We start from the raw sequence: 23,025 nt of genomic DNA, 5'->3' as shown, positions 1-23,025 counted from the left end.
CATGGTTTCCGTTTCAATGGGAACGGTCAACTACTGAACAATCAATAAATTGACCGAAAATAATGAACGGTATTTTTAACAATTTATTGCGTATTTCCCTACAGGTTAGAAATCAAACTTGTAGGACACACCTGCCAAAGCCTGGAACCCTTGCACCCTAAAATTGGCCCAACGTTGATAATTGTTGTTGGCGATATTGGAAGCTTTCACAAAAATGGAAAGCTGGTCGTTGAATCGATATCCTACGTGTGCATTGGCATCAAAAAATCCATCGAGGGTGACTTGATCAAATTGTAATTGCGAGTTAAGCGGGTCAATTTGAGACAGCAAGTCTTCCCTTTCGCCCACATAAAACAAATTGGCCCCCATATACCACTGTTCGCTAATTTGGTAGTCCATAAAAACGGAACCTTTAATGGAAGGCAAGTTCCACGCAGGATTGTCCGTTTCGGTGTCATAATCGTAAAATTCGGCATTCACGCCCAAGGAAAAATTACGGTTCACATCCACATTGATTTCACCAAAAACGCCCAAAGTTTTTACATCATCATAAAACACCTGAAAGGAATTACCGAACGTATAGCTTTTCTCATCGTCCCTTAAGGTGTTGATTGGGTTGTGAATGAACAATGGTTTCCTGTTCTCTGCCATATACGACCCTTTGATATTGTATCCCACATTGGAAGTCAACTGGCCCTTCAATCCCAAATAGCCCTCGTACTGTCGATCGGTAGGGGTAATATCCAAAGTTGGCGAAACAAAAGGGTTCTCATTTACAAAATCGTGATAGGAATTTTGAGCCAACTCCCCTTCAATACCCCCGTAGGCAATCACATTTTCATCCAATACACGATATGATGCGGTAACCGCTGGGTAGATATAAAAGTTGCTCTCGCTGTTTTCCATATCCAGTCCGTAGACGATGTTGGCCCCCAAATTCAAGGTCAGGTCATCCCGAAGAACCAACAAACTTGGTGTGACTCCTGCTTGCAGATGGCTATAGTTTTTCTGTCCTTCATTGGTCGCTTCGGTAATCGAGCCATTTTCAAAACTGCCGCCTACATAATCGACCTTTGCTCCGATGGTAAGCAACTCCTGCGTAATAGGAAGTTCAAAGGTTGGGTTGATAACAGCCCGGTTCTCCGCAGATTCCGTAGCGTCCCAAAATCGTCTCAACAACACATTGCCACTTTTGAAATAAGAATCTTCCATGTTGAAGTGTGCTTTGACCTCCGCATTGAAATAATTTTGCTGCTCGTCCATCGCATTGATCTCATCCTCGGTAAAGAATTCACTCTGGATTCCGTACCAATTGTACAGTTGGTGCTGCAAACCGATGTCCGCTCCCCAATCCATGTACCTGTCTTTTTTAGCGTAGGATGCGTTTAACTTGGTATCGTAAAATTCCGTATCCAGAGGGGTTGAATCCAAATCGCCACGTGATGAGTTATGGGTAAGTCCAAAATCCAACAAATCTTCGCCACGATTGAACTCCCTACTGGTGTAAAAATCCACCAAAGCGTTGTTGTAATTGCCCAAACCTACCGATGCGTATGAATTGTACAAGGTGGGTGGTGGTGTTTTTTCCACTCCCGATGCTTTTCCTTTCGCCGGGGTAAAGGTGGATGCTACGGGCACAGAGAATATGCTGTAATTGATTTTTTTCTTTTGTAGCACAATGGAATCGTTCAAACTGGGCGACGATTTGATCTTAAAGGCATCAGAAACGGTTGGGGAATATGGTTTTACCACCGTTACCGTTTCCGTACCGATATTATCCTCTTCTTGGGCAATACCCACTCCGCAAAGGCTCAAAACAACTAGTGAAAATATATAATAGGTTCTCTTTTGCATGTTGTGTCTCGTTTAGTTTTGGTTGGGATCTACGGATGAATTGCTCTCGGCTTCTTTGGCCTTGATCGTGGCCAGCTCTGTTTCTGCATCCGAAACGATTTCCTCAAACTCGGAAAAATTGGAAATCACGCTTTCCAAAATGTAGGTAGCCTGGAAAGCATCTCCCAAACGGTAGAAGTTCTTGGCCATGATCACCAACCCTTTACCAGCCCACTCCTTGTAAGCAGCGTAATCCTTGGCCAACTTTTGCACGGATTCATTGGATGCCTCAAAATCCTGTTCCTTATTTTTAAAATAGGCATCGTAGTACCACGCTTCGGCTGCGAGCTCTCCCGATGCGATTTGTTTCACATCCTGATAAGCTGTTTTGGCCAATTCTTCATTACCCGTGGCAATGGCAGATCGTGCAATCATGACTTGAGCATCACTTTTGATGCGATTGTCTATTTTGGGTGCATTCAACACCTTTTCGGCATAGGCGATGGTCTGTGCATAATCCTTCTGACCGTAAAAACCTTTCATCAAATTGGACTGTGCAAAGGTTTTGTTCTCCGAGATATCAGCAGTGCTTTCCAATCGTTTCAAATAGGGAATGGCATTGGTGTAATCTTGTTGTTCCACATAAATTTCACACACACGGGTCAGGGCCTGTTCGGTGTACTCTCCATTTCCGCCATCGGCAACAGCTTTGTATTTGGGCAATGCCCTGCTCTTTTCTCCGTTGGCAAAGTAGAGTTGTGCCAGTGCAAAATTGGCATTTTGGGCATGCAGTCCGTTCGGGAACTCTTTAAGGTAATCCTCATATCCACGAATGGCAGCAGCGGTCTTGCCTTCAATTTGTTTTCGTTCGGCGGATTCAAAACTGGCGTTGTCCAGCTCCGTATCGGTCACCTCCACAAAATCGAGGTTTCGGGCCCATGCGGCATATTCGCTCACCCTTCCCTCATCCACATAAACCAATTTGGCCGTAGCCACGGCTTGTTTGGCCTCTTGGGTGTTGGGATATTTTTGTACGACTTCCTTCAACTTATCCAACGCTTGTTGGTTGCGATTGGAGTTGTAGTAGACCAAACCGGAACGCAACAATCCACGGGGCGCGAACTTGCTGCCCGAGTACTCCTCCACGATACGGTCGTAGGTCTGCAACCCCAAACTTTCTTGATTATTGTTGATATAGGAATTACCCAGTTCAAACAAGACATCATCCCGTAAAGAAGAGGTCGGGAACATGGTCAAAAATTCGTTGAGACCATCAATTTTGGCAGTATTGTTGCCCAAAAAGCCATCACACAGCGTTTTTTGGAATGCCGCGTAATCCCGTTCTGGGCCATTCATCTTTGATGATGTATCGTACGCCTTTCTGGCCAGTTGGTATTTACTGTTCACAAAATAGCTGTCGCCCAACCGCAGATAACCATCATTTTTACGTTGATCATCAATGGCATTGGAACCTACCACATTCTGAAAATAGGAAATGGCATTGTTGTAATCTTTCAATTTGAAATAGGTATACCCCAAATTATAATCCAGTTGCTCATATTCCGAAAGCGATTTGGCCGCTGGAGCTTTCTGGAACCGCACAAAATCCACCAAAGCTTCCTCAAAACGGTTCAAACGATAGGCTGATTCCGCCTTCCAGTACAGCGCACGTGCCTCAAAATTAGGATTGGCAGCACTTTTGACAGATTTGTCAAAACGCTCCCAAGCAGCTTCGTAGTCGCCGTCAATAAAAAGTTCCACCCCACGATAGTAGGCTACTTTTTGATAGGTTTCCTTGCTGGCGTAGTTCTGGTTTTCTTCCAACAACTGCATCGCACCTTCAAAATTCCAGGAGGTGATGTACGAATCCACCAACAGTTCCTGAATTTCCATTTGGTGCTCATCCTTCGGATAAGTTTCCAAATAAGTGGTCAACACTTGCGGAACGGGTTCGTAGGCATTACCGATTTCGTAGCTCAAACGGGCATAGTTCAACCAAGCATCTTTCTGGATTTCGGGGCTGTAGTCCATTTGTGAAGCATTTCGGAACGCATTCAAGGCCTCGGACTTTTTATCGAGCTTTAAATAGCATTCCGCCAAATGATAGTAGGCGTTTTGGGAAACGGCATTGTTTCCGCCAATAATTTTATTGAATTGCTGAATGGCCTTTTCGTAGTCGCCCAATTTGTAGTGGCTATATCCCAACAAATAATAATCGGTATTGTTCCATTTGCCGCGTTTGCCCCTGTATTCTTCCAAGTAGGGAATGGCTTCTGCGTATTGTTCCAGGTTGAAATAGCTCTCACCAATAATTTTATTGAGTTCAGAAACCTCTTCGCGGTTCGATTTGGGCAGTTGCTTTTTGGCCATGGCGATGGCTTCCTCAAACTTGCCCAGCTTAAAATTCAGGTCGGCCTGATAGTACGAAAGCTTTTCATTGAGCAACTCCGGGTCCTGAATTTGATCGAAACGTGCGCTTGCCGAATTGTAATCGTCCTGTTCGTAGGCAATATACCCTAAATAATATTTGGCCTGTGAGCCATATTTTTGGGAAGTCGTGACCTTGTTCAAATAACGCTCGGCCTCCTGCGGACGTTTGGATGCATAGAGCGCGTAGCCATTGTTGAAGTTAAAGCGGTCCCGCTCCGAGTAGGGCATGGAATTCTCATCCACCTTTTTGTACCATTTGAGCGCGTAGGGATATTTTCCGGTTTCAAAATAATAGTCGGCCACATCCAAAAAGGCGGAATTCCGCTTGGTGGATGTAGGATAACGCTCCACAAAATCCTCCATCATTTTGTCGGCACCACGCTGGTTCAAACGAATAGCGGCATTGGCAGCATAGTAGGCACTATTGGCCTCGGTTTCGCCATCTTTGGTGCTGGCCTTGACCGATTCGAAAATATTTTGTGCAGCTTGATACTGACCATTGTTGTACAGGGCCAATGCATCTTGATACGCTTTGTTTTCGTGGGTGTATATTTTGGTTTCCTGTGCGGAAAGCACAAAAAAAGTTCCCATTAAAATGGGAAACAGTAGGAGGTTTTTTCGATTCATAGTGTTCTACGCTCTTCTCGATTGACTGTACTCATAACGTCAAAATTAAGGCCAAAGTATATTTTTAATGTCATTTGACGAAATTTACGATGCGCTGTTGGACGAATCAGGCCGAATTGGTACTTTTGATTGGTCTGTGAATAAATCTTGCTTCTCACAGCGATTTCAACCTCAACATACTAGGGCCCAACAGGGTCGGAAAGAAAAATGGACATGCCTTTGGGCGTTGTCCAACTGTTTAACTTTAATTTGGTTGAAATGACATATTTGATTGCCCTCCCCATGCTGATTTTGTTGCTGGGAATTCTACTGTTCAACAATCTCATCAGCAAAAAAAACAAGGTCGAAGAAGCGTATAGTGGCATTGATGTGATGCTTAAAAAAAGAACGGACTTGATTCCACGCTTGGTAAATACGGTGAAAGGCGCCATGCAGCACGAGCGGGAAACGCTTACCGAACTCACCAAGCTACGGGAAAAACTCTTGAACAAGGATACTTCGCCCAATGACCGGTTTACGATGGAAAACCAACTGGGAAAACTTTTGGGAAACATACAGCTACGGGCAGAAGCTTATCCTGAACTCAAGGCCAATCAGAATTTTGCGCTGCTACAAAACAATCTTAACGAAATGGAAGAACAATTGTCCGCAGCTAGGCGTGCCTACAACGCGGCGGTGAATTCATTTAACAATGGTATGGAGATGTTCCCTTCCAATATCGTTGCAAAACTGATGGGCTATACCAACAGGACACTTTTCACCATCGAACCTTCCGATGCCAAGGCCCCTGAAGTATCGTTCTAAAACAAGAGATGGTGGAAAACAAACAGAAATTGTTGGACAGAGTCGCTCCTTTGCTCCAAAAAGCTGAGATTGTCAGAAAAAAGTATCGATTTTACCAAGGAGTTTACAACAAGCTAATCCTCTTGTTCTTACTGGGCATGCTGAGTTTGGTCTTGATGGTTTTCTTTAACAATATCGGTTTCAGCAGATGGATGGCACGGGTTATGCCTGCTCAAAATTTTGGTATCATGCAATTTGCCATGATTGCCTATTGGCTTCTGTTCTTTGTTTTGATGATAGCCGCCTATCGCTTCAAAAACAAGTTCAAACAAGCCGAACGGGAGATTCTAAAAATAGCTTTGGATGACATCGCTCCCGAATTCAAATTTGACTCACATAAACAAATCCCCCCACAACAAATTGCCGAGAGCAAGTTGCTTCCTAGTTTTACCCCAGCAAAGAGGAATGAAAAGTTGCCCAGCCTTCACAACCTCAACTTTGGAGTACTACGGGGAAAAGTCGGCAATTCTTCTATCCTGATGGGAGATGTCAACATCATCAACCAAGGGATTTACAATTCCTATCTCATGTTCATTCCCTTGCTCCCGCACTTATTGGTCACTTATAATTTAGTAAGGCCGTTGTTTTCTAAACACCGTTCCACAGATTATTTCGGAAGCCATTTTGTGGGGATGTTTGCCGTGGTGGATTTCCCCAAAAAATTCAAGGGCCATACCGTAATCCTACCCGACACCTTAGAGAAACGGGTTGGATATGTAGCCCAAACCCTCCAAAGTCTCAACCTGACCAGAGGCCAACTGGTGAAGATGGAGGATCCTGAATTTGAAAAGCATTTTGTAGTCTACGGTACGGACCAAATTGAAGCGCGCTACCTCCTTTCACCCTCACTGATGCAAAGGATAACACAACTTTATCAGAAAATAAACAAACCCATCCTGCTATCGTTTCACAAAAGCAAATTGTATATGGGGGTGCGACATGCCCATGGTTTTTTGAGCTTGGACAAGAAAAAAAACCTAACCGAAACAGATGTGTTTGGCATACTGTACGAAGACATCACCACGGCGGTGGGCATTGTGGAAGACCTAAACCTCAATAGGAATATCTGGAACGCCGACACTCCGGTAGCTTCCAATTAAAATTATGGATAAAGGTTACATTTTGATAGGGCGTACCATATTTTCAAATACTTTTGTACAACCATTGAAATGAAAATATGCCCGAGACCATCGTAAAATTACAAGACGTTGCCGTATTCCAAAACGAGAACCTAGTCCTTAACCACATTGATTTAGAGGTAAAAAAGGGCGAGTTTGTCTATGTGATCGGAAAAACGGGGAGCGGGAAAAGTAGTTTTATGAAAACCCTCTATGCCGATCTGCCGCTTAGGCAAGGAACAGGGCAGGTGGTCGATTTTGATTTAAAAACCCTAAAGGAACGCGACATCCCTTTTTTAAGGCGAAAGCTAGGGATTGTTTTTCAGGATTTTAAGTTGCTTCCCGACCGAAACGTGAACAACAACTTAAAGTTTGTGCTGAAGGCAACCGGGTGGAAAGACCCCAAAAAGATGGACGATAAGATCGAGGAGGTGTTGAACAAGGTGGGTATGAAAACCAAAGGTTTTAAATTTCCCCACGAACTTTCCGGAGGAGAACAACAACGTATCGCCATTGCAAGGGCCCTTCTAAACGACCCCGAACTCATTCTGGCCGATGAGCCTACTGGAAACCTGGACCCTCAGACCAGCGTAGAGGTAATGAAGGTGCTACAGGATATCAACCAGAACGGACGCACTATTATTATGGCCACGCACGACTACGCCTTGATCCTCAAATATCCGCACAAAACCCTAAAATGTGATGGCAGCAAGGTGTTTGAAGTCATCCAAAAGGCTGTTTAGCGGGCTATTTCATTGCTTGTCAGACGATTTCCAAAACAATTACGGGATGCGCAAAAGTTTTTGTTACTTTGTCTAAACTAATTTTGCTTCCCATATATGGAAATTCTTGGAATTGATATTGGCGGATCGGGCATTAAAGGTGCCCTCGTAAACGCCGAAACCGGAGAAATGTTGACAGAGCGTTTCCGAATCCCAACCCCAAAATCCAAAAAACCCAAAGATATGGCCAAAGTAGTGGCCAAAATTGTGGACCACTTTAATTATGAAGGTCCTGTTGGGTGTGGATTTCCATCCATAGTCAAAAATGGGGTATGCAAATCCCCTGGAAACTTGGACCCAAGTTGGGTAGGTGTCAATATCGACGAGCTGTTTACCGAATATACCGGACATGAATTTACCGTACTCAACGATGCCGATGCGGCAGGCTACGCCTCCATGAACTACGGCGTGGGCAAAGGAAAGGATGGCTTTGTGGTAATGATTACCATAGGTACCGGTCTTGGTAGTGGTGCCTTCTATAATGGCGTTTTGATTCCAAACTTTGAATTGGGCCAGATCCCCTATAAGAAATTCAAAAAAATTGAAAAGTGGGCCGCTGCCTCTGCCAAGGAACGCGAAGATTTGAGCTTTAAAAAATGGGGTAAGCGTTTCAACAAATTTTTGGAACTCGTAGAGCTTATTGTTTGTCCAGATTTGATTATTGTAGGTGGGGGAACCTCCAAAAATTGGGAGGAATTCAGTCATCGCATCAAAATTGATACAGAAGTGGTCAAAGCCGAGTTGATGAACCACGCAGGTATCATCGGCGCTGCGGTAGCGTGTTTGCGCGAACAGCACCACGGGCATCTGCATTAGTCTTTGGGTTCTGGACCTCAGGAATGGCAGATAAACTAGAAAAATGGATTCCGTGTCAAGGCACGGAATGACAACCACTTTATCTAAAACAAAAAAGCGAATGAAGAATGCTCCTCACTCGCTTTTTTTATGCTCAAAAGTGATTTACAATTTAGACCACTTTATTCCTTTTTCTGTCCACCTCTTTTAGATAGATTTTTCGAATCCTCAAGTGGTTTGGCGTTACCTCTACATATTCATCCTTTTGGATGTATTCCAAGGCTTCTTCCAATGAAAACTTGATTGCCGGAACGATTTTTGCCTTTTCATCGGCACCGGACGAACGCACGTTCGACAACTTTTTGGTCTTGGTCACGTTCACGGTCATATCGTCTTGACGGGAGTTTTCCCCGATTACCTGCCCTTCATAAATTTCCTCTCCCGGGTCGATAAAGAACTTTCCTCTTTCCTGAAGCTTATCAATAGAATACGGAATTGCGGTTCCATTTTCCATGGAAACCAACGACCCGTTCAAACGCTGGGCGATATTTCCTTTCAAAGGTTGATATTCAAAGAATCGGTGGGCCATAATGGCCTCACCAGCCGTAGCGGTCAACAATTGGTTTCTTAGTCCGATGATGCCCCTCGATGGAATGATGAATTCACACACCATTCGGGAACCACGGGCTTCCATACTGGTCATCTCCCCTTTCCGGATGGATACCATCTCTACCGCTTTTCCAGATACTTCTTCAGGCAAATCGATGGTCAAATGCTCCACGGGCTCACATTTCACTCCATCAATCTCCTTGATAATAACTTGCGGCTGTCCTATTTGAAGCTCATACCCTTCCCTACGCATGGTTTCGATCAATACAGAAAGGTGCAGTACTCCACGGCCAAACACCAAAAACTTGTCCGCGCTATCGGTTTGTTGAACCCGAAGTGCCAAGTTTTTCTCCAATTCCTTGTCCAAACGCTCCTTGATGTGACGGGAAGTAACAAACTTACCATCCTTGCCAAAAAACGGACTATCGTTGATAGTGAACAGCATACTCATGGTAGGCTCATCAATGGCGATGGTCTTTAGTTTTTCCGGGTTCTCGATATCGGCAACGGTATCGCCGATTTCAAACCCTTCCATTCCTACAATGGCGCAGATATCACCGGCCTTCACTTCTTCAACGCGCAAACGGCCCAATCCTTCAAAAGTGTAGAGCTCCTTGATTCTTGACTTGACTACCGAACCATCTCGCTTGACCAAAGAAACCTGTTGCCCTTCACGTAGGGTTCCACGCTGCAATCTTCCAATGGCGATTCGTCCCGTAAAAGAAGAATAGTCCAACGAAGTAATCAACATTTGTGTAGAGCCTTCCTGGGGTTCAAACTCAGGAACGTGCTCAATCACCATATCCAATAAAGGTTCAATGCTGTCGGTCGGTTTTTTCCAGTCCTCGCCCATCCAGTTGTTTTTAGCGGAACCGTATACCGTTGGGAAATCGAGCTGCCACTCTTCGGCGCCCAATTCGAACATCAAATCGAATACTTTTTCGTGTACTTCTTCTGGCGTACAGTTTTCCTTGTCCACTTTATTGATCACCACACAAGGCTTCAAACCAAGGTCAATCGCCTTTTGAAGCACAAAACGGGTCTGTGGCATAGGCCCTTCGAAGGCATCCACCAACAACAAAACCCCATCGGCCATGTTCAAAACACGTTCAACCTCACCACCAAAATCGGCGTGACCAGGGGTATCTATAATGTTGATTTTAGTGTCTTTGTAAACAACGGAAACGTTTTTGGATACGATAGTGATCCCACGCTCCCTTTCCAGGTCGTTGTTGTCCAAAATAAGGTCGCCTTTGTTCTCATTTTCACGGAACAATTGGCAGTGGTACATAATTTTATCGACCAAGGTAGTCTTACCATGGTCTACGTGAGCAATGATTGCAATGTTTTTAATTTTGGACATAACCTAAATTTTAAGCCCGCAAAGATACTCCTATTTTTCATTGGGCAATACACCCAAATGTTATTTTTATCTTATTGATTTTGTGGGAGTTCCAAACTTATAGACCCACACACCATCGCTTTTCGCTGATAATCCAGCCGATACTGAGGTTGACTACGGGCTGAATACTGCCTTTAAAGGGTCCGACGTAGTACCCTGCACCGGCATCGATGGAGAAACTAAAGCCGGAATCAAAACTGCGCTGTATGCCATATACCAGTCCACCGTAGCCATGCACGCCTTCCACCAAACGGCCTTCGACCACTCGACTACCTGGTGAGAAAATAGCAGCAGATGGCGCAATGTAGTTTCCAGAATTGCCGTAAATGGACCTTCTTCTTCTTTGCCGACTATTTAAGTTGTGGTAGTATCTGTTCTGAACGGTGATGGCCGGAAAAAAGTCGAAATCCTCCAAGGGCTGGGAGCTTGCGGGTTCCAAGGCAGCCTGATATGCCACCCGAATATCCAAGGTGCTGTTGACCCCAAGAGCCATTTCGTACTCGATACCAGGGTTAAAGGCATTGAGCTTAAACTGACGGACCTCGCAATTGGTCCCGTATTGGGCGTTTGCAAAACAGCTTGCGAAGAGCCAAGCCAAAAGTAGGAATCGGCGCATGTAGGTTAATTTGGTACTAGTATAACCTCAAGTTCGCTAAAAAAGTATGATTGGGGGCAGTTTTACCCTTAAAATCGATTCTTTTTCTTCCGTTTGGTAGCCACCCAGCCCAAAGTCACATTGATCAACGGCCCATAGCCGCTCGGTACACCATCGCCCCGATAATACCCGGCACCAAGCTCCACGTTAAAATTAAAGCCCTTTTCGTAAGTACGTTGAATGCCGTACACCATCCCAAAGAATCCGAGATTAAAGTCACCTACAGCGTCAACATTTGTCGAAATCTGCAATTGTGAAAAGAAAATCGCCTGAGCAGCGGCAATGTAGTTGCCCGAATTGCCCGAAGTGTTTTTGTCCAGCCTTGCCCTTCGATTAAAATTATGGTAGTATCGGTAGCGGTTGTTCATGGCCAATCCGAACACATAACCTTCTTCATATGTGGCCAAACCAAAACCTAGGTTGGAGGAAACACTTTGGTTCTTAAAAAGTCCCAATTCGTAGGTGAATCCGGGGCTTAACAGATTCAATTGAAACTGGTGCCGTTCCAAGCGCACCAAATCAAAGGTGCCTCCCCGCTCCTGCCATTGGGCGTGTGACAAGAACGGAATCAAACAAAAGGCCAACAATATAATCCTGTATTTCATAGGTAATGGTTTATCTTGATAAATCTAAAAAGGATGCCACGGTTTAATGCTATCTTTGTGCAAACTTTAAGAAATGGACATCACTAAAATCCCACAACTCAAACATACGGACAGCAATAACTTTTTCTTGTTGGCGGGCCCCTGTGCCATAGAGGGCGAAGATATGGCTATGCGCATAGCGGAAAAAGCGGTCGCCATTACGGACAAGCTGCAAATCCCTTATGTGTTCAAAGGAAGTTTTAAGAAAGCTAACCGGAGCCGGATTGATTCCTTTACCGGAATTGGTGATGAAAAGGCCTTAAAGATTTTGAAAAAGGTATCGGACACCTTTGGTGTTCCTACCATTACCGATATCCACGAAATTTCCGATGCGGCCATGGCGGCGGAATATGTGGACGTGCTCCAGATTCCTGCCTTTTTGGTGCGACAGACGGATTTGGTGGTGGCCGCTGCCGAAACGGGCAAGGTGGTCAATTTAAAGAAAGGGCAATTTATGAGCCCCGAAAGCATGAAACATGCCGTGGCCAAAGTCATTGACTCGGGCAACGAACAGGTTTGGATAACGGACCGGGGCACCATGTTCGGATATCAGGATATGATCGTGGATTTTCGCGGTGTTCCTACCATGAAACAATATGCTCCCGTGGTGTTGGATGTGACCCATTCCTTGCAACAGCCCAACCAATCTTCCGGGGTTACGGGCGGTAGGCCAGCACTCATTGGCACCATGGCCCGCGCGGGCATTGCAGCGGGTGTGGACGGTCTTTTTATGGAAACCCATTTTGACCCGGCCAATGCGAAGAGTGACGGCGCCAATATGCTGGATTTAAGTTTATTGGAAAAATTATTGACCGATTTAACGGCCATCCGAAAGACCATTAATTCACTGTAACCCTTTATCGTTTATAAAAACCTTTGTGTTTTTGGGCGTAACATTCCTGCAATACGTCCACCAACACCTCTTGGTCAATTTCTTCCAAGGTGGTGTACCGTAGGGATTTGACCACTTTTCGGTTCTCCGTGACCATTTTGTCCAAATGCAGGGTCAAATGAGCCGAGTTCCAAAATGCGATGTCCACATAGCGTTTTTTTTGGGATACATTCAAGTAGCAAATGGGCTGCTTCCCCACATAAAAACAAGGAATATTCCATTTATACTTCATGTCCACTTGAGGCACTACCGATTCGATAACCGCTTTTAGGTGCAATAAAATGCTTCTAAAAGGTTCTTTTTGGTTGATAATATAGTCTTCGGCTGGATTCATAATCGTCAACTAGTACACCTTTACTTACGTTTGAACAATTTCTTCACCAACTGCATCAACAGCACGGCCACAAGACCAATCGCCAATCCCAGTACAAATTCCTTTAACATGGTGGGCCATGAAGGAACTAAATGATGGAAAAAGTCGATGTTATGGTTAAAAATTCCACCCGATACCAAGAGCAAGGCCAAGGTACCTACAACGGACAATCCTTTAATGATCTTGGGAAGTGCATTGACCAACACTAGGCCTACCTTATCCGAAAAACTATCCGTTCGCTCGTTTAGGTTGATGAGTCGATACCCATAATCATCCATTCTGACGATCAATGCCACGATACCGTATACGCCAACAGTGGCCAACAGCGCCACCACGGAAACCGTCACGATTTGTATGGTCAGGGTTTCATTGACCACGGTACTCAATGCAATTATGACAATTTCCACGGAGAGGATAAAATCTGTAATGATGGCCTGTTTGATTTTTTTCTTTTCCAGCTCGGGCAATTCCTCCTCTGGAACTTCCGTGGGGTCGTCATACTGCTCTTCCTCCTTTCGATGGAACAGGTACTCGTATACCTTTTCCGCTCCTTCATAAGCCAAATAAATACCGCCAAGGATAAGAATGATGGTGATGGCTGTGGGCAAATAGGCACTAAGCAAAAAAGCCACGGGGAGAATGATCAATTTGTTCAAAAAAGAGCCCTTTGTTATGGCCCAAAGCACGGGAATCTCCCTGCTGGCCAAAAATCCGGTCGCTTTCTCTGCATTTACGGCCAGGTCGTCGCCCAAAATGCCCGCTGTTTTTTTGGTCGCCACCTTGCTCATGGTCGCCACATCGTCCATGAGGGCGGAGATATCATCCAATACTGCAAAAAATCCAGAAGCCATAGTAATATTTAATGGTTAGTGTATTCGTCTTCTTTGAAGACAAAATAAACAAATACCTCACTAACAAACTGTATGGGATATCTTAAAAAATAAGAAACTTATGGATTTAAGCGCCTTCCATGGACAACAAAGTGGCTGCCCAAATGATCAAGGAAGAAAAGAAGATTCCGATGGTATTGGCTGCAAAGGCTTCGCGCTTCTTCATTTTAAAAAGATAGGCAGCGATACTCCCGGCATAGACTCCGGTTCCAGGCAAAGGTATCATCACAAAAAGTACGATACCCAAAAAACCAAAGCGCTGTATCTTTTTTCCAGAGCCCTTTTTGGCGCGTTGCCCAACAAAAACGGCCGACTTTTTATAAAATCGCCATTTGATCAAGTGAAGGTTGATGTATTCCAGAAAGAACATCATGAGGGGAAACACCAGCACATTGGCTCCAAAGCAAACGATAAACACCAGATATTCATTGGCACCTTGGTAAATCCCGTAGGGAATACCAACTTTTGCCTCTCCGAATGGGGAAAGGCTCCAAAGTGCCGCTATGAGTAAATCGATATGCAAGTTGTACAGGTTTAGAACTTGCAAAAATATTCAGGTTTAAGCTAACCTGCCCTCTCAAAACCCTTAAATATTTACTAATTGTGATTTTAGAATCGGCCCATGGTGATTTACGCCACCGAGGAGAAAGGACCTCCATTGATGACCATATCAAATTCGGGCAGCAGTTGGCGAATGTATTCGATGGGTGTTTTTTCGGAGATATACACCCATTTTTTATCCACGTTCACATCAAAATGAAAACTGGTAAAGTCGGTATCCACATCCAAACGGGACAACAAAAACCTTGTGATTTTTGGCCGCAGGCTGTATTCCATATCGATACAGGTCCGTTGCATTGCAGGACTGTCGTCCCCAGAAAATACCCAATTGAACTTCACGTGCCTTTAAAAAGTTTAAGAGATACAATATACTAAAAAACAACCCATTACCAACTTTTCGGGAATGTTTTTGGATATACGATCACTCTTGTCCGTCCACATAATCCTGAAGGTAGGCGTAGCGGGGGGTCAGCTTGCCATTTTGGGTCATACGGGCCCTATGGAGAATGCCATCCTTATCGCTGTTAAAAAAGGAAGGGATAACGTGTTTGGAGAAGGCTTCTCCAAAACCAACGCTGGCATCCCGTGGCAACTCGCAGGGAAGGTTGTCCACGGCCATTACGGCAATGGCATTATCTGCCTTAAAATCTGTTTCCGATTCGGTTTCTGGGTCATAGCCGTAAATGGGCTCCGCTATGGTAGAGGGACGAATGGTACTGGCCACGGGACCATCGATATCGCAACTGATATCGGCCACTACTTTTATCTTAAAATCGGGATGTTTGGCATCTTCGCGTGTGTACAGGTAGGGTGCGCCATCCCCATAAAAATGCCCCGCAATATAAAAATCGGTAACCTTGGCGTAGCGAAAAAAATCGGACTGATACTCTCCCGGATTTTGAAAAAAATCGGCTTTGTTACCTTTTATCCCATCCTTGCGTTTCACGTAGTAAGAAACATCGATTTGGCAGTACACGGGTTCTTGAAAATTAGTTGTGAGGTATTCGTTCGAAGAAACCTCCCTCAATCCCATGGCGTCCAACATTTCTTTGGCGCCGTTGCCCACGCGTCCTCTTCCGGTAAGCAATATTTTGATGTTGGGCAGTTGTATTTTCTTGAGTTCCGCAATCAGCGCTTGTTGGTCCAAAAGTGATTCGGCCTTGGGCAATTGGTAGCAATCGTATTTTAGACCATAAGCCCTAAATCCGTTGTAGGCACCAACGATACCGGCATACCGGCCAAAGGCCACCAATCTTGCCCCCTTGGAATTGGTGATGACCTCGTGGTCGTACAATTCGATGTTCTTTTCCAAAATGGCTCTTAGCAAGTCCCGATTATAGGGTTGTTTTTTGATGGTATGGGAAAAGAAAAAGTATTTTTTGTTGGGAATCAGTGCATCGATAGGAACTTCCTTTACGCCGAGCAGCACATCGCAGGAATCCATATCGGTTACCACCAGGATACCTTTTTCGGTATATTCACTGTCCGAAAACACCCGAATCGGGGAAGATTCCACGTTAATTTCGGCGGCCGGGTATTTGGAAAGGACATTTTGGCATTCTGCTGGTGACAGGACCACCCTACGATCGGGCGGGTTTTTGCGCTCCCTGATGATTCCGAACTTCATATGGTATTTTTGGTATAATTGTTGACCAAAATAAGGGGAAAAGGTTGGGCAAGCAAACTTTTTATGGTTTGATGGTTATGCATTACCTTTGCCGACCGCGTTAGGGATAGAGGCGATATCCTTTTTTTGTTATTCGACTACTTTCTGTTTCTCGACTGCGCTCGAAATGACAGAAAAAGATAAAGCTGATAGCCCGACCCAAATGTGGCTTTGCCCAATTTGGGTAACGCCCAAAAATTATATATGTTCGGTAGGAACAGAGTTCTTTGATAAAAAGGTGAGTTTAATTTAGGATTATTGGCCCTTCGACGTAGTTTATGCTGAGCGTAGACGAAGTACTCAGGGCATAATTCGATAACGCAAATTAGAAATTTGCTATCTCATTACGGGGCCGACCGGTTTTGACAGCAAGACCAATGGCGATGTAAGCATGCCGAGCGCTGGGATATAGCTCGTTAATCTCATATTTCACACTTTTAATTGGCGAAAATAATTACGCTCTTGCCGCATAATCTGAATTATAGTAAGATATGCCTCGTCCCTACAAGGTAGGGAAGCGAGATGTTCCTGAATAGCCCTTGTTGACGGCGATTCGTTTAGGAGCACCAAAAAAGTCAACAAAAGGGTGTTCGTTCGCTTTGGCGACACCTCTAAAACCAAAGAAGCTAAGTGTATATTAGGCCGTATCTGGTCAGGTATGCATCGAAAATGAAGCAGATACTAAGCATGTAGAAAGCATGGTTATTGCTTGTTTGGACGAGGGTTCGAATCCCTCCGGCTCCACTAAATCATTATCAAAACAACACATTAAACCTGTAAATTACTGATTTACAGGTTTTTTATTTTTTGAAATTGGGCACCTCTTCTACCCTTACATACGGATATTGCGCCACTTTTTTAAGTTGGTAATAGCTGTTAAGACCCGAAATACCGGTGCTCTGTAGTTGTTCCAGATCAATGTCACCAGATTCCATAGCTGCATCTGGCAAAATAAGATGGGCTATCTCACCAATAACCAAGGTTGTCCCGTTCATGGGAATAGGAATCATATCCTTTAAGCGCATTCCCATTTTAATTGTGCTTTCCTTCACAAAGGGAGCACCGAAATTTTCAATATATTCCTCCGTAAATCCACATCGCTCGAACTCGGAAACAGCGCGATCAAATTTGGCGGAAGTATAATGGGCCTGTTCGATAAAATCTGGATGGATATGGTTAATGGTGTACATGCCATTTTCTTCAATATTCCGAAGCGTATGCCCAGAATCTTCAGTTTTTGGCCTGGCCACAAAACCCAATAGAGGCGGCTGACTTCCCAAATGCACCACCGAACTGAAAACGGCCAAGTTGGTCGTTTGATTTCCATCCATGGTACCAATAAGATTGGCGGGTTTGATTCCTGTTATGGAATTAATGATCTTGAGACGAACCACTCGGTCCAGCTCCAAAATATCTTTATTTGAATACTGCATCCTTTTTGTTTGACGATTTCGGATTGACGACCACCATTATTTCTTGGCCATATGATCTCACCAATCGATTGAAATCCTTTTCTCAGACAAAGATACTTTGGAATTTTGGACCGCTAAACCGAGTACTATCCCAATTAGAATTTAAGTTTCCCGTCCTTGTCCCACAAACCCCAATACGCACCCACATCACCTTCGTCACCAATTTTCCAAGCTTCATCAAAAGAAGAAAAATAGAAGACCTCGATATTGTTTTTTTGTGACCAGACTTGGGTGTCAATAAAATACTTCATGGCATTTGCCGCGGAGGGTTGCGCTCCCTTGAGTCCTTCACCTTGACTGGGCCATCCTGTTTCGGTAATAATCACTTTTTTTCCCTGACCTGCATCCGAGGCCTGACCATACATTTGTTGCATGTGGTTCAAGGAATATTCAATGGGGCAGCCTTCCCAATAGGGGTAGCAATTGGAAAGAATGACATCGCAGGCGTTGGTAATGTTCGGTCTGTGGGAAAACTCGTAGTAGGCATCCACATAACCCACGGTGACATCCGGGAGTGCCTCTTTTACCGTGTGGATGTATTCCAGCAATTGCTCCTCCGTCAAATCACCTCGATACATGACCTCGTTGCCTACTGCAGCGATATCCACGTTACCTTCCTTGGCCAGTTTAATGAGACCTTCCACTTCTTTGGCGTTCAATTCCATATCCGAGCCCAACCAGGCGCCCACCAAGGTTTTCATGCCCAATTCTTTGGCCACTACGGGAACATGCTCATTCCCTTCAATACAGGAAAACGAGCGTACCCATTGGGTATATGGCCTTATGATCTGCATCCTCCGTTTAACCTGTTCCTTGGAAATAATATCACCGGGACTTTGTCCGTCCTCGTAGATACTGAAGCAAAGCCCGTGCATTCCGCTCTGCACTGTTTCCAACCACAGCTCCCTAAGCTCCTTTTCGGTTATTTTATCCAAATCCAGTCCCAAACCGTCGGTATACCCGGCTTTGGACAACGAAAATTGATGTTCCTTTCTGTATGACATATGCTATTTTTTGATTAGAGTTCGCCTCTGCGGGCTACAAGCTGCTCCTTGATTTCCTTGGCTCTCTGTTCGGATAAACTGTACTTCAACATCACCCAAATGGCAAGTGCGGCCGTGGATGACGGTATAATGATGTCGGCAATCCTCAGTCGGTTCATGGTTTCCAAAGTCTGTTCTGTAATATTCGGGTCAAAGCCCACGATTTTTAGGATAACACCGCCCAACACTAGGGCAATGGCCTGTCCGAGTTTCACCATCCACCAATAAATGGCACCAAAGGTGCCTTCCTTACGTGGCATACCATTTTCCAATTCATCCAAATCGCATACATCGGCGGTCATGGACATCATCAAGGTAAAGAGTCCCCCCATTCCGAAGGCAAATAAAGGTATGGGTACAAAGATGAGCCATGGGATATCGTTATCGGGGTTGATGGAGAACCAAGACATTCCTACATCGTTCAATATAGGGTTTAGGTACTCAAAAAGTGACCCTACTCCCGCAGTCAAGCTTTTACCAAAGCCTGTTTCATTGAATTGATTGTTCAGTTCTTTATCAAATCCCCACCACTTTAAAAGATAGCCAACAACCGACAATGCGGTAGAAATAATGAAAGCTCTCTTTTTACCCCATTTGTTGGACATTTTAGTGATAATGGGTATCACCAAAAACGCCGTGATCATCGCATTAATGGTATTGAACCAAGCTGGCCAAGTGCCTGCCATTTCGTAGCTCCCACTGTACATGTAGAACACGATGATAAAAACCCCAAAGGCGGCTACCAATTGGAAACCGTTAAAAACCAAGAATGTGGCACCGCACAACTTCATAAAGGGCTTGTTTTTCGAAACCTGCACTATACCCCTGAACAGTTCTTTCATATTGGACCACAAGGTTTTAAAATTGATTTCTTTTCTGTTTTCCATGTGGGCCGCATCAATCCCCTTACAGAACAAAGCGGGCAGGATGCCGAACACCACACACATGGTCCCCACTATCAATGCCATGGTCCTTACGCCCTCTGTCTGTGTATTGAAGGTATTGGAGTCAGGAATGATGACATAAAGCCATGGAACAATCATCCATGCAATCTGACCCATACTGTTGGCAAAACTCATTAACCTCGTGCGTTCGTTGTAATCGGAGGTCATTTCATAGCCCAGACCCACCAGTGGGGTAGCAAACATGGTATTTCCAACCAAAAACAGTATTTGAATGACCATAACATGCCAGATTATGTACGTTTGGGAGGCATTATCATCCAACTGCCACATTAAAAAGAAAAGCACACCACTGATGATGGCTCCTAAGAAAATATAAGGCCGGCGTCTTCCATATTTTGATTTTGTATTGTCCGAAATGAATCCCATAATAGGGTCGGTAATCGCATCAAAAATTCGCGGTAGACCTCCTAAAAGTCCGGCCCATAAGGGGTCTACCCCCCACGCGGTCAACAAAAAGAACTGTATGAACACTCCTAGCGTACCCGGTAGGATATTCAAGATGAAATGACCTGCCCCGAAAGCGGCCTTTTGCCCTACCGGGACTTTGTCCTTTGAAAGTTTTTTTACGATTTCCATGATTGTTTGGTTTAGTCAGTTTTTGTGCTTGTCTGTGGTTTTGTATTGATGGTCAGTGTTTGTATAGCATTGGCTGAAATACGTATATTTTTGCTCGCTCCGTTTAAGGATAACGCAAACCGCTTCTCCTCGGAAGTTTGGTTGAGTACTATAGCAACGATAGACCCATCAGGATTCTGTGCTGCTGTTACTTGTAAGGTTTCATCGGAATTCTCAAACCCAATACGGAAGGCTCCGGGACGGATATACCTACTAAAATGTTGTAGCGTATGGAACAGGGGCGTAAAATAAACCTCATCTTGGTCAGGATCTACAATAACAGGGGCCACACACCAATTTTCGAACCAATTGGGACCTCCTTGCCTATCCAAAACCATGTTCCAATCTACCCAACCGTCCACCCAATTGTTCAGGCAGCCGATTATATCCCGGGCGTAGCGAAATACCGGAACGTATTTGGGATGTAAATGCTTTTCGCTTTCTGGGGCCCAATCCCAACCCCAATCCGTTGCCTCCTTGCTCCAATACCAGGCATCGTCTTTCCATTTGGGAACTTCGGCATCCACGCAGGCCTCGGTTTGAATCAAATGCTTATCAGGTGCCTTTTGATGGGCATATTGCAATGCATCTGGAAACACTTCGTAGGTACTGGCATACCAATGTATGGCGGTCCCATCAAAATATTTGGAAGTGGATTCGTCACGATACATACTGTCTACCCAAGTATCCAAATGCTCCCTATTCTGATCATACCCCAATATTTTGACCTGATGTCCATCCTTTTCCAATTGTGGCCCTAAATAATCCCTTACAAATGCGGTCATTTCATCTGGGCTAAAATGCATACTCTCCCAGTTGTTATCGTTGCCCAAGGGTTCGTTCTCCACGGTAATTCCCCAGATAGGGATGCCTTCCATGGCATAAGCCTCCACATATTTTGAAAAGTAAAGTGCCCAAGTGCTTCTGTATTCGGGCAGCAACTTTCCCCCTCTCCAATCGTTGTTGTCCTTCATCCAAGGCGGTGCCGTCCATGGTGAGGCGATAATCTTGAATCCATCTTTAGAGATGGACATGGCCTCTTTGATCATGGGCACGAGGTCGTCCCTATCCTCATCAATGGAAAAATGCTCCAAGTTTACATCATCTGGGACATTGGCGTAGGCATAATTGCCAAGGGAAAAATCACAGGAATTGATGTGGGTTCGGGTCAATGAGTATCTTGCCCCGTTTTCGCCAAAATAAGCTTCCAAGATTTTCTTTCTATTATCTGTTCCCATACGGTTCAACAAATGGGCCGAGGCTTCCGTAAAAGAACCTCCAAAACCGGTTATGGTCTGATACTTCTCTTCGGGAAGAATGCGGATCTGTGCATTGGGTTCAACTACCTCATCCATGGAAACCGCAGCTAGCTTATTTCCATTGGCCGAGGTTTCGATAATCTCTACCTCCAAAGGCTTCTTATTCTCTCCACAACTCAGTACAAGTGCTATCATAACCGCCCATATGTAGTGTTTTCCCAATTCCATAACTTGATTTTAATGTGACTCCATCTCTGCCTTTGTTGGCGGCACAGAAACGGTTTCCATTAAAGCTTCCAAATTGCCATCATAGGTTTTGACAATAGGGTTGCCATTTCGAGTGAGCCCTTTAAAAACGCCTTGGTCCACCATATCCCAAAGCGGATACTTCGCTTTTCCATCAACCGTGAACAACCCGAAATGATTCTCCGATCCATTCGGATTTTGTGCATCTTTCCATGGTTCGTTGAAGGCTTCGAAATAAAAACAGGATATGTTGGCTTCTGTGGTCCAGTCGCGCATCAACTTATGGTACATGGCCTGTTTGTATTCGTCCGTCGCCCTGGAACCTTTTGGCCCATAAAAACCATTGGAAACCGAGGCCCAACCTGTTTCACCGATATGTATGGGTTTATCCACGCCCAAGCTTTTCATGTAGCTGGAAACACTGTCATATTGTTTTTGGGCAAATTCGAGGGCACGTTGCATGGCCGCGTCCACTTGCTCCTTTTCAGAAAGTTCGGAGTGCTGCTCGTCCTGCAACCAAAATTCAGGATTGTAATGGGTATTGTGATATGGGTAGGTATGCATGGAAATGTAATCCACCGCCTTGATCAACGCCTCTAGGTCGGGGGTATGATATGCTGCATCACCACCACCCCATGATGCAAAATCGTCGGAGCTGGTAATCCATAAATCCTTGGAAAGTTTACCCTTGGCTTTAAGTTCTTGCAAGTAATTGACCCATTTTAAGATCACATCGGGCTGCACGTAGTAGCTTGTTGCCCATTTGACCATGGCCTCATTGCCCACAGCCAATACTTTGACGATATCCGGATACTGATTGGCCAAATTCACCGCCCGTTCAATTTCGGCAGCGTTGGCTTCGCTTTCCACATTGTGGTCGGGCTCTTGCCCTGTCCAAGCGTTTTTGCAATCGATCCAAGCACCCAACATCACATACATTTCAAAGTTGGAATCTTCTTGTTTGAGTTCTCGAATAGCTTTGAGTACATTGGAGGCGTGCGGCAGTTGCACATTATAGGTACGGATTATTCCGATGCCCATAGCGGCCAATATTTTCATATCCTCCTTAAGCTCTGCCACGGTAGGCTGGGCTTCCCTTGTAGTTTTGCGATAGCCACCATACGAAATGGCCGTATAATCAGGGTTTCCCAGAATATCCGCTGCGGTCAGTTTTGTTTCTTGGTTCACTGTATTGTCTTTATCTGCTGTTTTGGTTTGATCTTTACATGCGAAGCACAATAAAACCATCAATATCAAACTGCCTGTTTTTAATTGTCTTCCCATGAAATCATATTTTTATAGTTA

General features: G+C 44.7%; 20 protein-coding genes and 1 other RNA gene. 6 read left to right on the top strand and 15 right to left on the bottom strand.

The window, feature by feature from the left end:
* Positions 1–105: 105 nt before the first annotated feature.
* Together RBB12_RS15205 and RBB12_RS15200 are read right to left on the bottom strand one after the other, a co-directional pair.
* Entirely contained in the window at positions 106–1,854 is a 1,749-nt protein-coding gene (locus RBB12_RS15205) for a TonB-dependent receptor (protein WP_306014452.1), read from the bottom strand.
* A gap of 12 nt (positions 1,855–1,866) precedes the next feature.
* On the bottom strand, positions 1,867–4,890 hold the full coding sequence (locus RBB12_RS15200) for a tetratricopeptide repeat protein (RefSeq protein WP_306014453.1): 3,024 nt from the start codon (positions 4,888–4,890) through the stop codon (positions 1,867–1,869).
* Between the two features lie 258 nt (positions 4,891–5,148).
* Here RBB12_RS15200 and RBB12_RS15195 point away from each other — a divergent pair, with 258 nt between their 5' ends.
* The 4 genes from RBB12_RS15195 to ppgK all read left to right on the top strand — a co-directional run bounded on the left by RBB12_RS15195 (position 5,149) and on the right by ppgK (position 8,449).
* The gene (locus RBB12_RS15195) at positions 5,149–5,694 is read left to right on the top strand and encodes a LemA family protein (RefSeq protein ID WP_306014454.1); all 546 of its coding nucleotides are present in this window, start codon (positions 5,149–5,151) and stop codon (positions 5,692–5,694) included.
* 11 nt (positions 5,695–5,705) lie between these two features.
* Positions 5,706–6,833, top strand: coding sequence for a DUF3137 domain-containing protein (locus tag RBB12_RS15190; RefSeq protein ID WP_306014455.1), 1,128 nt, complete (start codon positions 5,706–5,708; stop codon positions 6,831–6,833).
* 77 nt (positions 6,834–6,910) lie between these two features.
* Complete coding sequence (locus tag RBB12_RS15185; protein ID WP_179384397.1) at positions 6,911–7,594, top strand: cell division ATP-binding protein FtsE; 684 nt, start codon at positions 6,911–6,913, stop codon at positions 7,592–7,594.
* Positions 7,595–7,690: 96 nt separating this feature from the next.
* Positions 7,691–8,449, top strand: a complete 759-nt coding sequence (gene ppgK / locus RBB12_RS15180; RefSeq protein ID WP_179384398.1) for a polyphosphate--glucose phosphotransferase — start codon at positions 7,691–7,693, stop codon at positions 8,447–8,449.
* A 151-nt stretch (positions 8,450–8,600) separates the two neighbouring features.
* On the opposite strand, the gene typA is transcribed toward ppgK, so the two are convergent.
* The 3 genes from typA to RBB12_RS15165 form a co-directional block, all read right to left on the bottom strand.
* A complete protein-coding gene (typA, locus tag RBB12_RS15175) occupies positions 8,601–10,400 on the bottom strand; it encodes a translational GTPase TypA (RefSeq protein WP_306014456.1) in 1,800 nt (599 codons plus the stop codon).
* 97 nt (positions 10,401–10,497) lie between these two features.
* The gene (locus tag RBB12_RS15170) at positions 10,498–11,055 is read right to left on the bottom strand and encodes a hypothetical protein (RefSeq protein WP_293287205.1); all 558 of its coding nucleotides are present in this window, start codon (positions 11,053–11,055) and stop codon (positions 10,498–10,500) included.
* Positions 11,056–11,123: 68 nt separating this feature from the next.
* Positions 11,124–11,699, bottom strand: coding sequence for a hypothetical protein (locus tag RBB12_RS15165; RefSeq protein ID WP_306014457.1), 576 nt, complete (start codon positions 11,697–11,699; stop codon positions 11,124–11,126).
* Positions 11,700–11,772: 73 nt separating this feature from the next.
* Here RBB12_RS15165 and kdsA point away from each other — a divergent pair, with 73 nt between their 5' ends.
* Entirely contained in the window at positions 11,773–12,591 is an 819-nt protein-coding gene (gene kdsA, locus RBB12_RS15160; RefSeq protein ID WP_306014458.1) for a 3-deoxy-8-phosphooctulonate synthase, read from the top strand.
* A 4-nt stretch (positions 12,592–12,595) separates the two neighbouring features.
* Here kdsA and RBB12_RS15155 read toward each other — a convergent pair whose 3' ends face one another.
* The 5 genes from RBB12_RS15155 to RBB12_RS15135 form a co-directional block, all read right to left on the bottom strand.
* The gene (locus RBB12_RS15155) at positions 12,596–12,964 is read right to left on the bottom strand and encodes a DUF1801 domain-containing protein (protein WP_306014459.1); all 369 of its coding nucleotides are present in this window, start codon (positions 12,962–12,964) and stop codon (positions 12,596–12,598) included.
* 20 nt (positions 12,965–12,984) lie between these two features.
* The gene (locus tag RBB12_RS15150) at positions 12,985–13,854 is read right to left on the bottom strand and encodes a DUF808 domain-containing protein (protein ID WP_306014460.1); all 870 of its coding nucleotides are present in this window, start codon (positions 13,852–13,854) and stop codon (positions 12,985–12,987) included.
* 106 nt (positions 13,855–13,960) lie between these two features.
* Positions 13,961–14,440, bottom strand: coding sequence for a COG2426 family protein (locus RBB12_RS15145; RefSeq protein ID WP_409557909.1), 480 nt, complete (start codon positions 14,438–14,440; stop codon positions 13,961–13,963).
* An 83-nt stretch (positions 14,441–14,523) separates the two neighbouring features.
* Complete coding sequence (locus RBB12_RS15140) at positions 14,524–14,793, bottom strand: hypothetical protein (RefSeq protein WP_293287199.1); 270 nt, start codon at positions 14,791–14,793, stop codon at positions 14,524–14,526.
* 82 nt (positions 14,794–14,875) lie between these two features.
* A complete protein-coding gene (locus tag RBB12_RS15135) occupies positions 14,876–16,081 on the bottom strand; it encodes an NAD(P)-dependent oxidoreductase (RefSeq protein ID WP_306014461.1) in 1,206 nt (401 codons plus the stop codon).
* Positions 16,082–16,468: 387 nt separating this feature from the next.
* On the opposite strand from RBB12_RS15135, the gene ssrA reads away from it, so the two are divergent.
* Positions 16,469–16,867: a transfer-messenger RNA gene (gene ssrA, locus RBB12_RS15130) on the top strand.
* A 53-nt stretch (positions 16,868–16,920) separates the two neighbouring features.
* On the opposite strand, the gene RBB12_RS15125 is transcribed toward ssrA, so the two are convergent.
* The 5 genes from RBB12_RS15125 to RBB12_RS15105 all read right to left on the bottom strand — a co-directional run bounded on the left by RBB12_RS15125 (position 16,921) and on the right by RBB12_RS15105 (position 23,004).
* Positions 16,921–17,553 (bottom strand): flavin reductase family protein, encoded by a 633-nt coding sequence (locus tag RBB12_RS15125; RefSeq protein WP_306014462.1) that lies wholly within the window; start codon positions 17,551–17,553, stop codon positions 16,921–16,923.
* A gap of 134 nt (positions 17,554–17,687) precedes the next feature.
* The gene (locus RBB12_RS15120; protein ID WP_306014463.1) at positions 17,688–18,596 is read right to left on the bottom strand and encodes a glycosyl hydrolase family 17 protein; all 909 of its coding nucleotides are present in this window, start codon (positions 18,594–18,596) and stop codon (positions 17,688–17,690) included.
* A gap of 14 nt (positions 18,597–18,610) precedes the next feature.
* Entirely contained in the window at positions 18,611–20,176 is a 1,566-nt protein-coding gene (locus tag RBB12_RS15115) for an MFS transporter (RefSeq protein ID WP_306014464.1), read from the bottom strand.
* Positions 20,177–20,187: 11 nt separating this feature from the next.
* Positions 20,188–21,702, bottom strand: a complete 1,515-nt coding sequence (locus tag RBB12_RS15110; RefSeq protein WP_306026720.1) for a glycoside hydrolase family 30 protein — start codon at positions 21,700–21,702, stop codon at positions 20,188–20,190.
* A gap of 9 nt (positions 21,703–21,711) precedes the next feature.
* Complete coding sequence (locus tag RBB12_RS15105; protein ID WP_306014466.1) at positions 21,712–23,004, bottom strand: glycosyl hydrolase family 17 protein; 1,293 nt, start codon at positions 23,002–23,004, stop codon at positions 21,712–21,714.
* Positions 23,005–23,025: the final 21 nt, after the last annotated feature.

The sequence above is a fragment of the Allomuricauda sp. MMSF_3307 genome, from assembly GCF_030733585.1.
In the GTDB taxonomy this organism is placed as follows: domain Bacteria; phylum Bacteroidota; class Bacteroidia; order Flavobacteriales; family Flavobacteriaceae; genus Flagellimonas.
Note: the sequence above shows the minus strand (reverse complement) of the source record. Positions and strands in the feature narration are given on the sequence as shown.

Coding starts and splice junctions, on each gene's coding strand:
- RBB12_RS15205 (WP_306014452.1), bottom strand. CDS start 1,854: ATGCAAAAGAGAACCTATTATATATTTTCACTAGTTGTTTTGAGCCTT.
- RBB12_RS15200 (WP_306014453.1), bottom strand. CDS start 4,890: ATGAATCGAAAAAACCTCCTACTGTTTCCCATTTTAATGGGAACTTTT.
- RBB12_RS15195 (WP_306014454.1), top strand. CDS start 5,149: ATGACATATTTGATTGCCCTCCCCATGCTGATTTTGTTGCTGGGAATT.
- RBB12_RS15185 (WP_179384397.1), top strand. CDS start 6,911: ATGCCCGAGACCATCGTAAAATTACAAGACGTTGCCGTATTCCAAAAC.
- ppgK (WP_179384398.1), top strand. CDS start 7,691: ATGGAAATTCTTGGAATTGATATTGGCGGATCGGGCATTAAAGGTGCC.
- typA (WP_306014456.1), bottom strand. CDS start 10,400: ATGTCCAAAATTAAAAACATTGCAATCATTGCTCACGTAGACCATGGT.
- RBB12_RS15170 (WP_293287205.1), bottom strand. CDS start 11,055: ATGCGCCGATTCCTACTTTTGGCTTGGCTCTTCGCAAGCTGTTTTGCA.
- RBB12_RS15165 (WP_306014457.1), bottom strand. CDS start 11,699: ATGAAATACAGGATTATATTGTTGGCCTTTTGTTTGATTCCGTTCTTG.
- kdsA (WP_306014458.1), top strand. CDS start 11,773: ATGGACATCACTAAAATCCCACAACTCAAACATACGGACAGCAATAAC.
- RBB12_RS15155 (WP_306014459.1), bottom strand. CDS start 12,964: ATGAATCCAGCCGAAGACTATATTATCAACCAAAAAGAACCTTTTAGA.
- RBB12_RS15150 (WP_306014460.1), bottom strand. CDS start 13,854: ATGGCTTCTGGATTTTTTGCAGTATTGGATGATATCTCCGCCCTCATG.
- RBB12_RS15135 (WP_306014461.1), bottom strand. CDS start 16,081: ATGAAGTTCGGAATCATCAGGGAGCGCAAAAACCCGCCCGATCGTAGG.
- RBB12_RS15125 (WP_306014462.1), bottom strand. CDS start 17,553: ATGCAGTATTCAAATAAAGATATTTTGGAGCTGGACCGAGTGGTTCGT.
- RBB12_RS15120 (WP_306014463.1), bottom strand. CDS start 18,596: ATGTCATACAGAAAGGAACATCAATTTTCGTTGTCCAAAGCCGGGTAT.
- RBB12_RS15115 (WP_306014464.1), bottom strand. CDS start 20,176: ATGGAAATCGTAAAAAAACTTTCAAAGGACAAAGTCCCGGTAGGGCAA.
- RBB12_RS15110 (WP_306026720.1), bottom strand. CDS start 21,702: ATGGAATTGGGAAAACACTACATATGGGCGGTTATGATAGCACTTGTA.
- RBB12_RS15105 (WP_306014466.1), bottom strand. CDS start 23,004: ATGGGAAGACAATTAAAAACAGGCAGTTTGATATTGATGGTTTTATTG.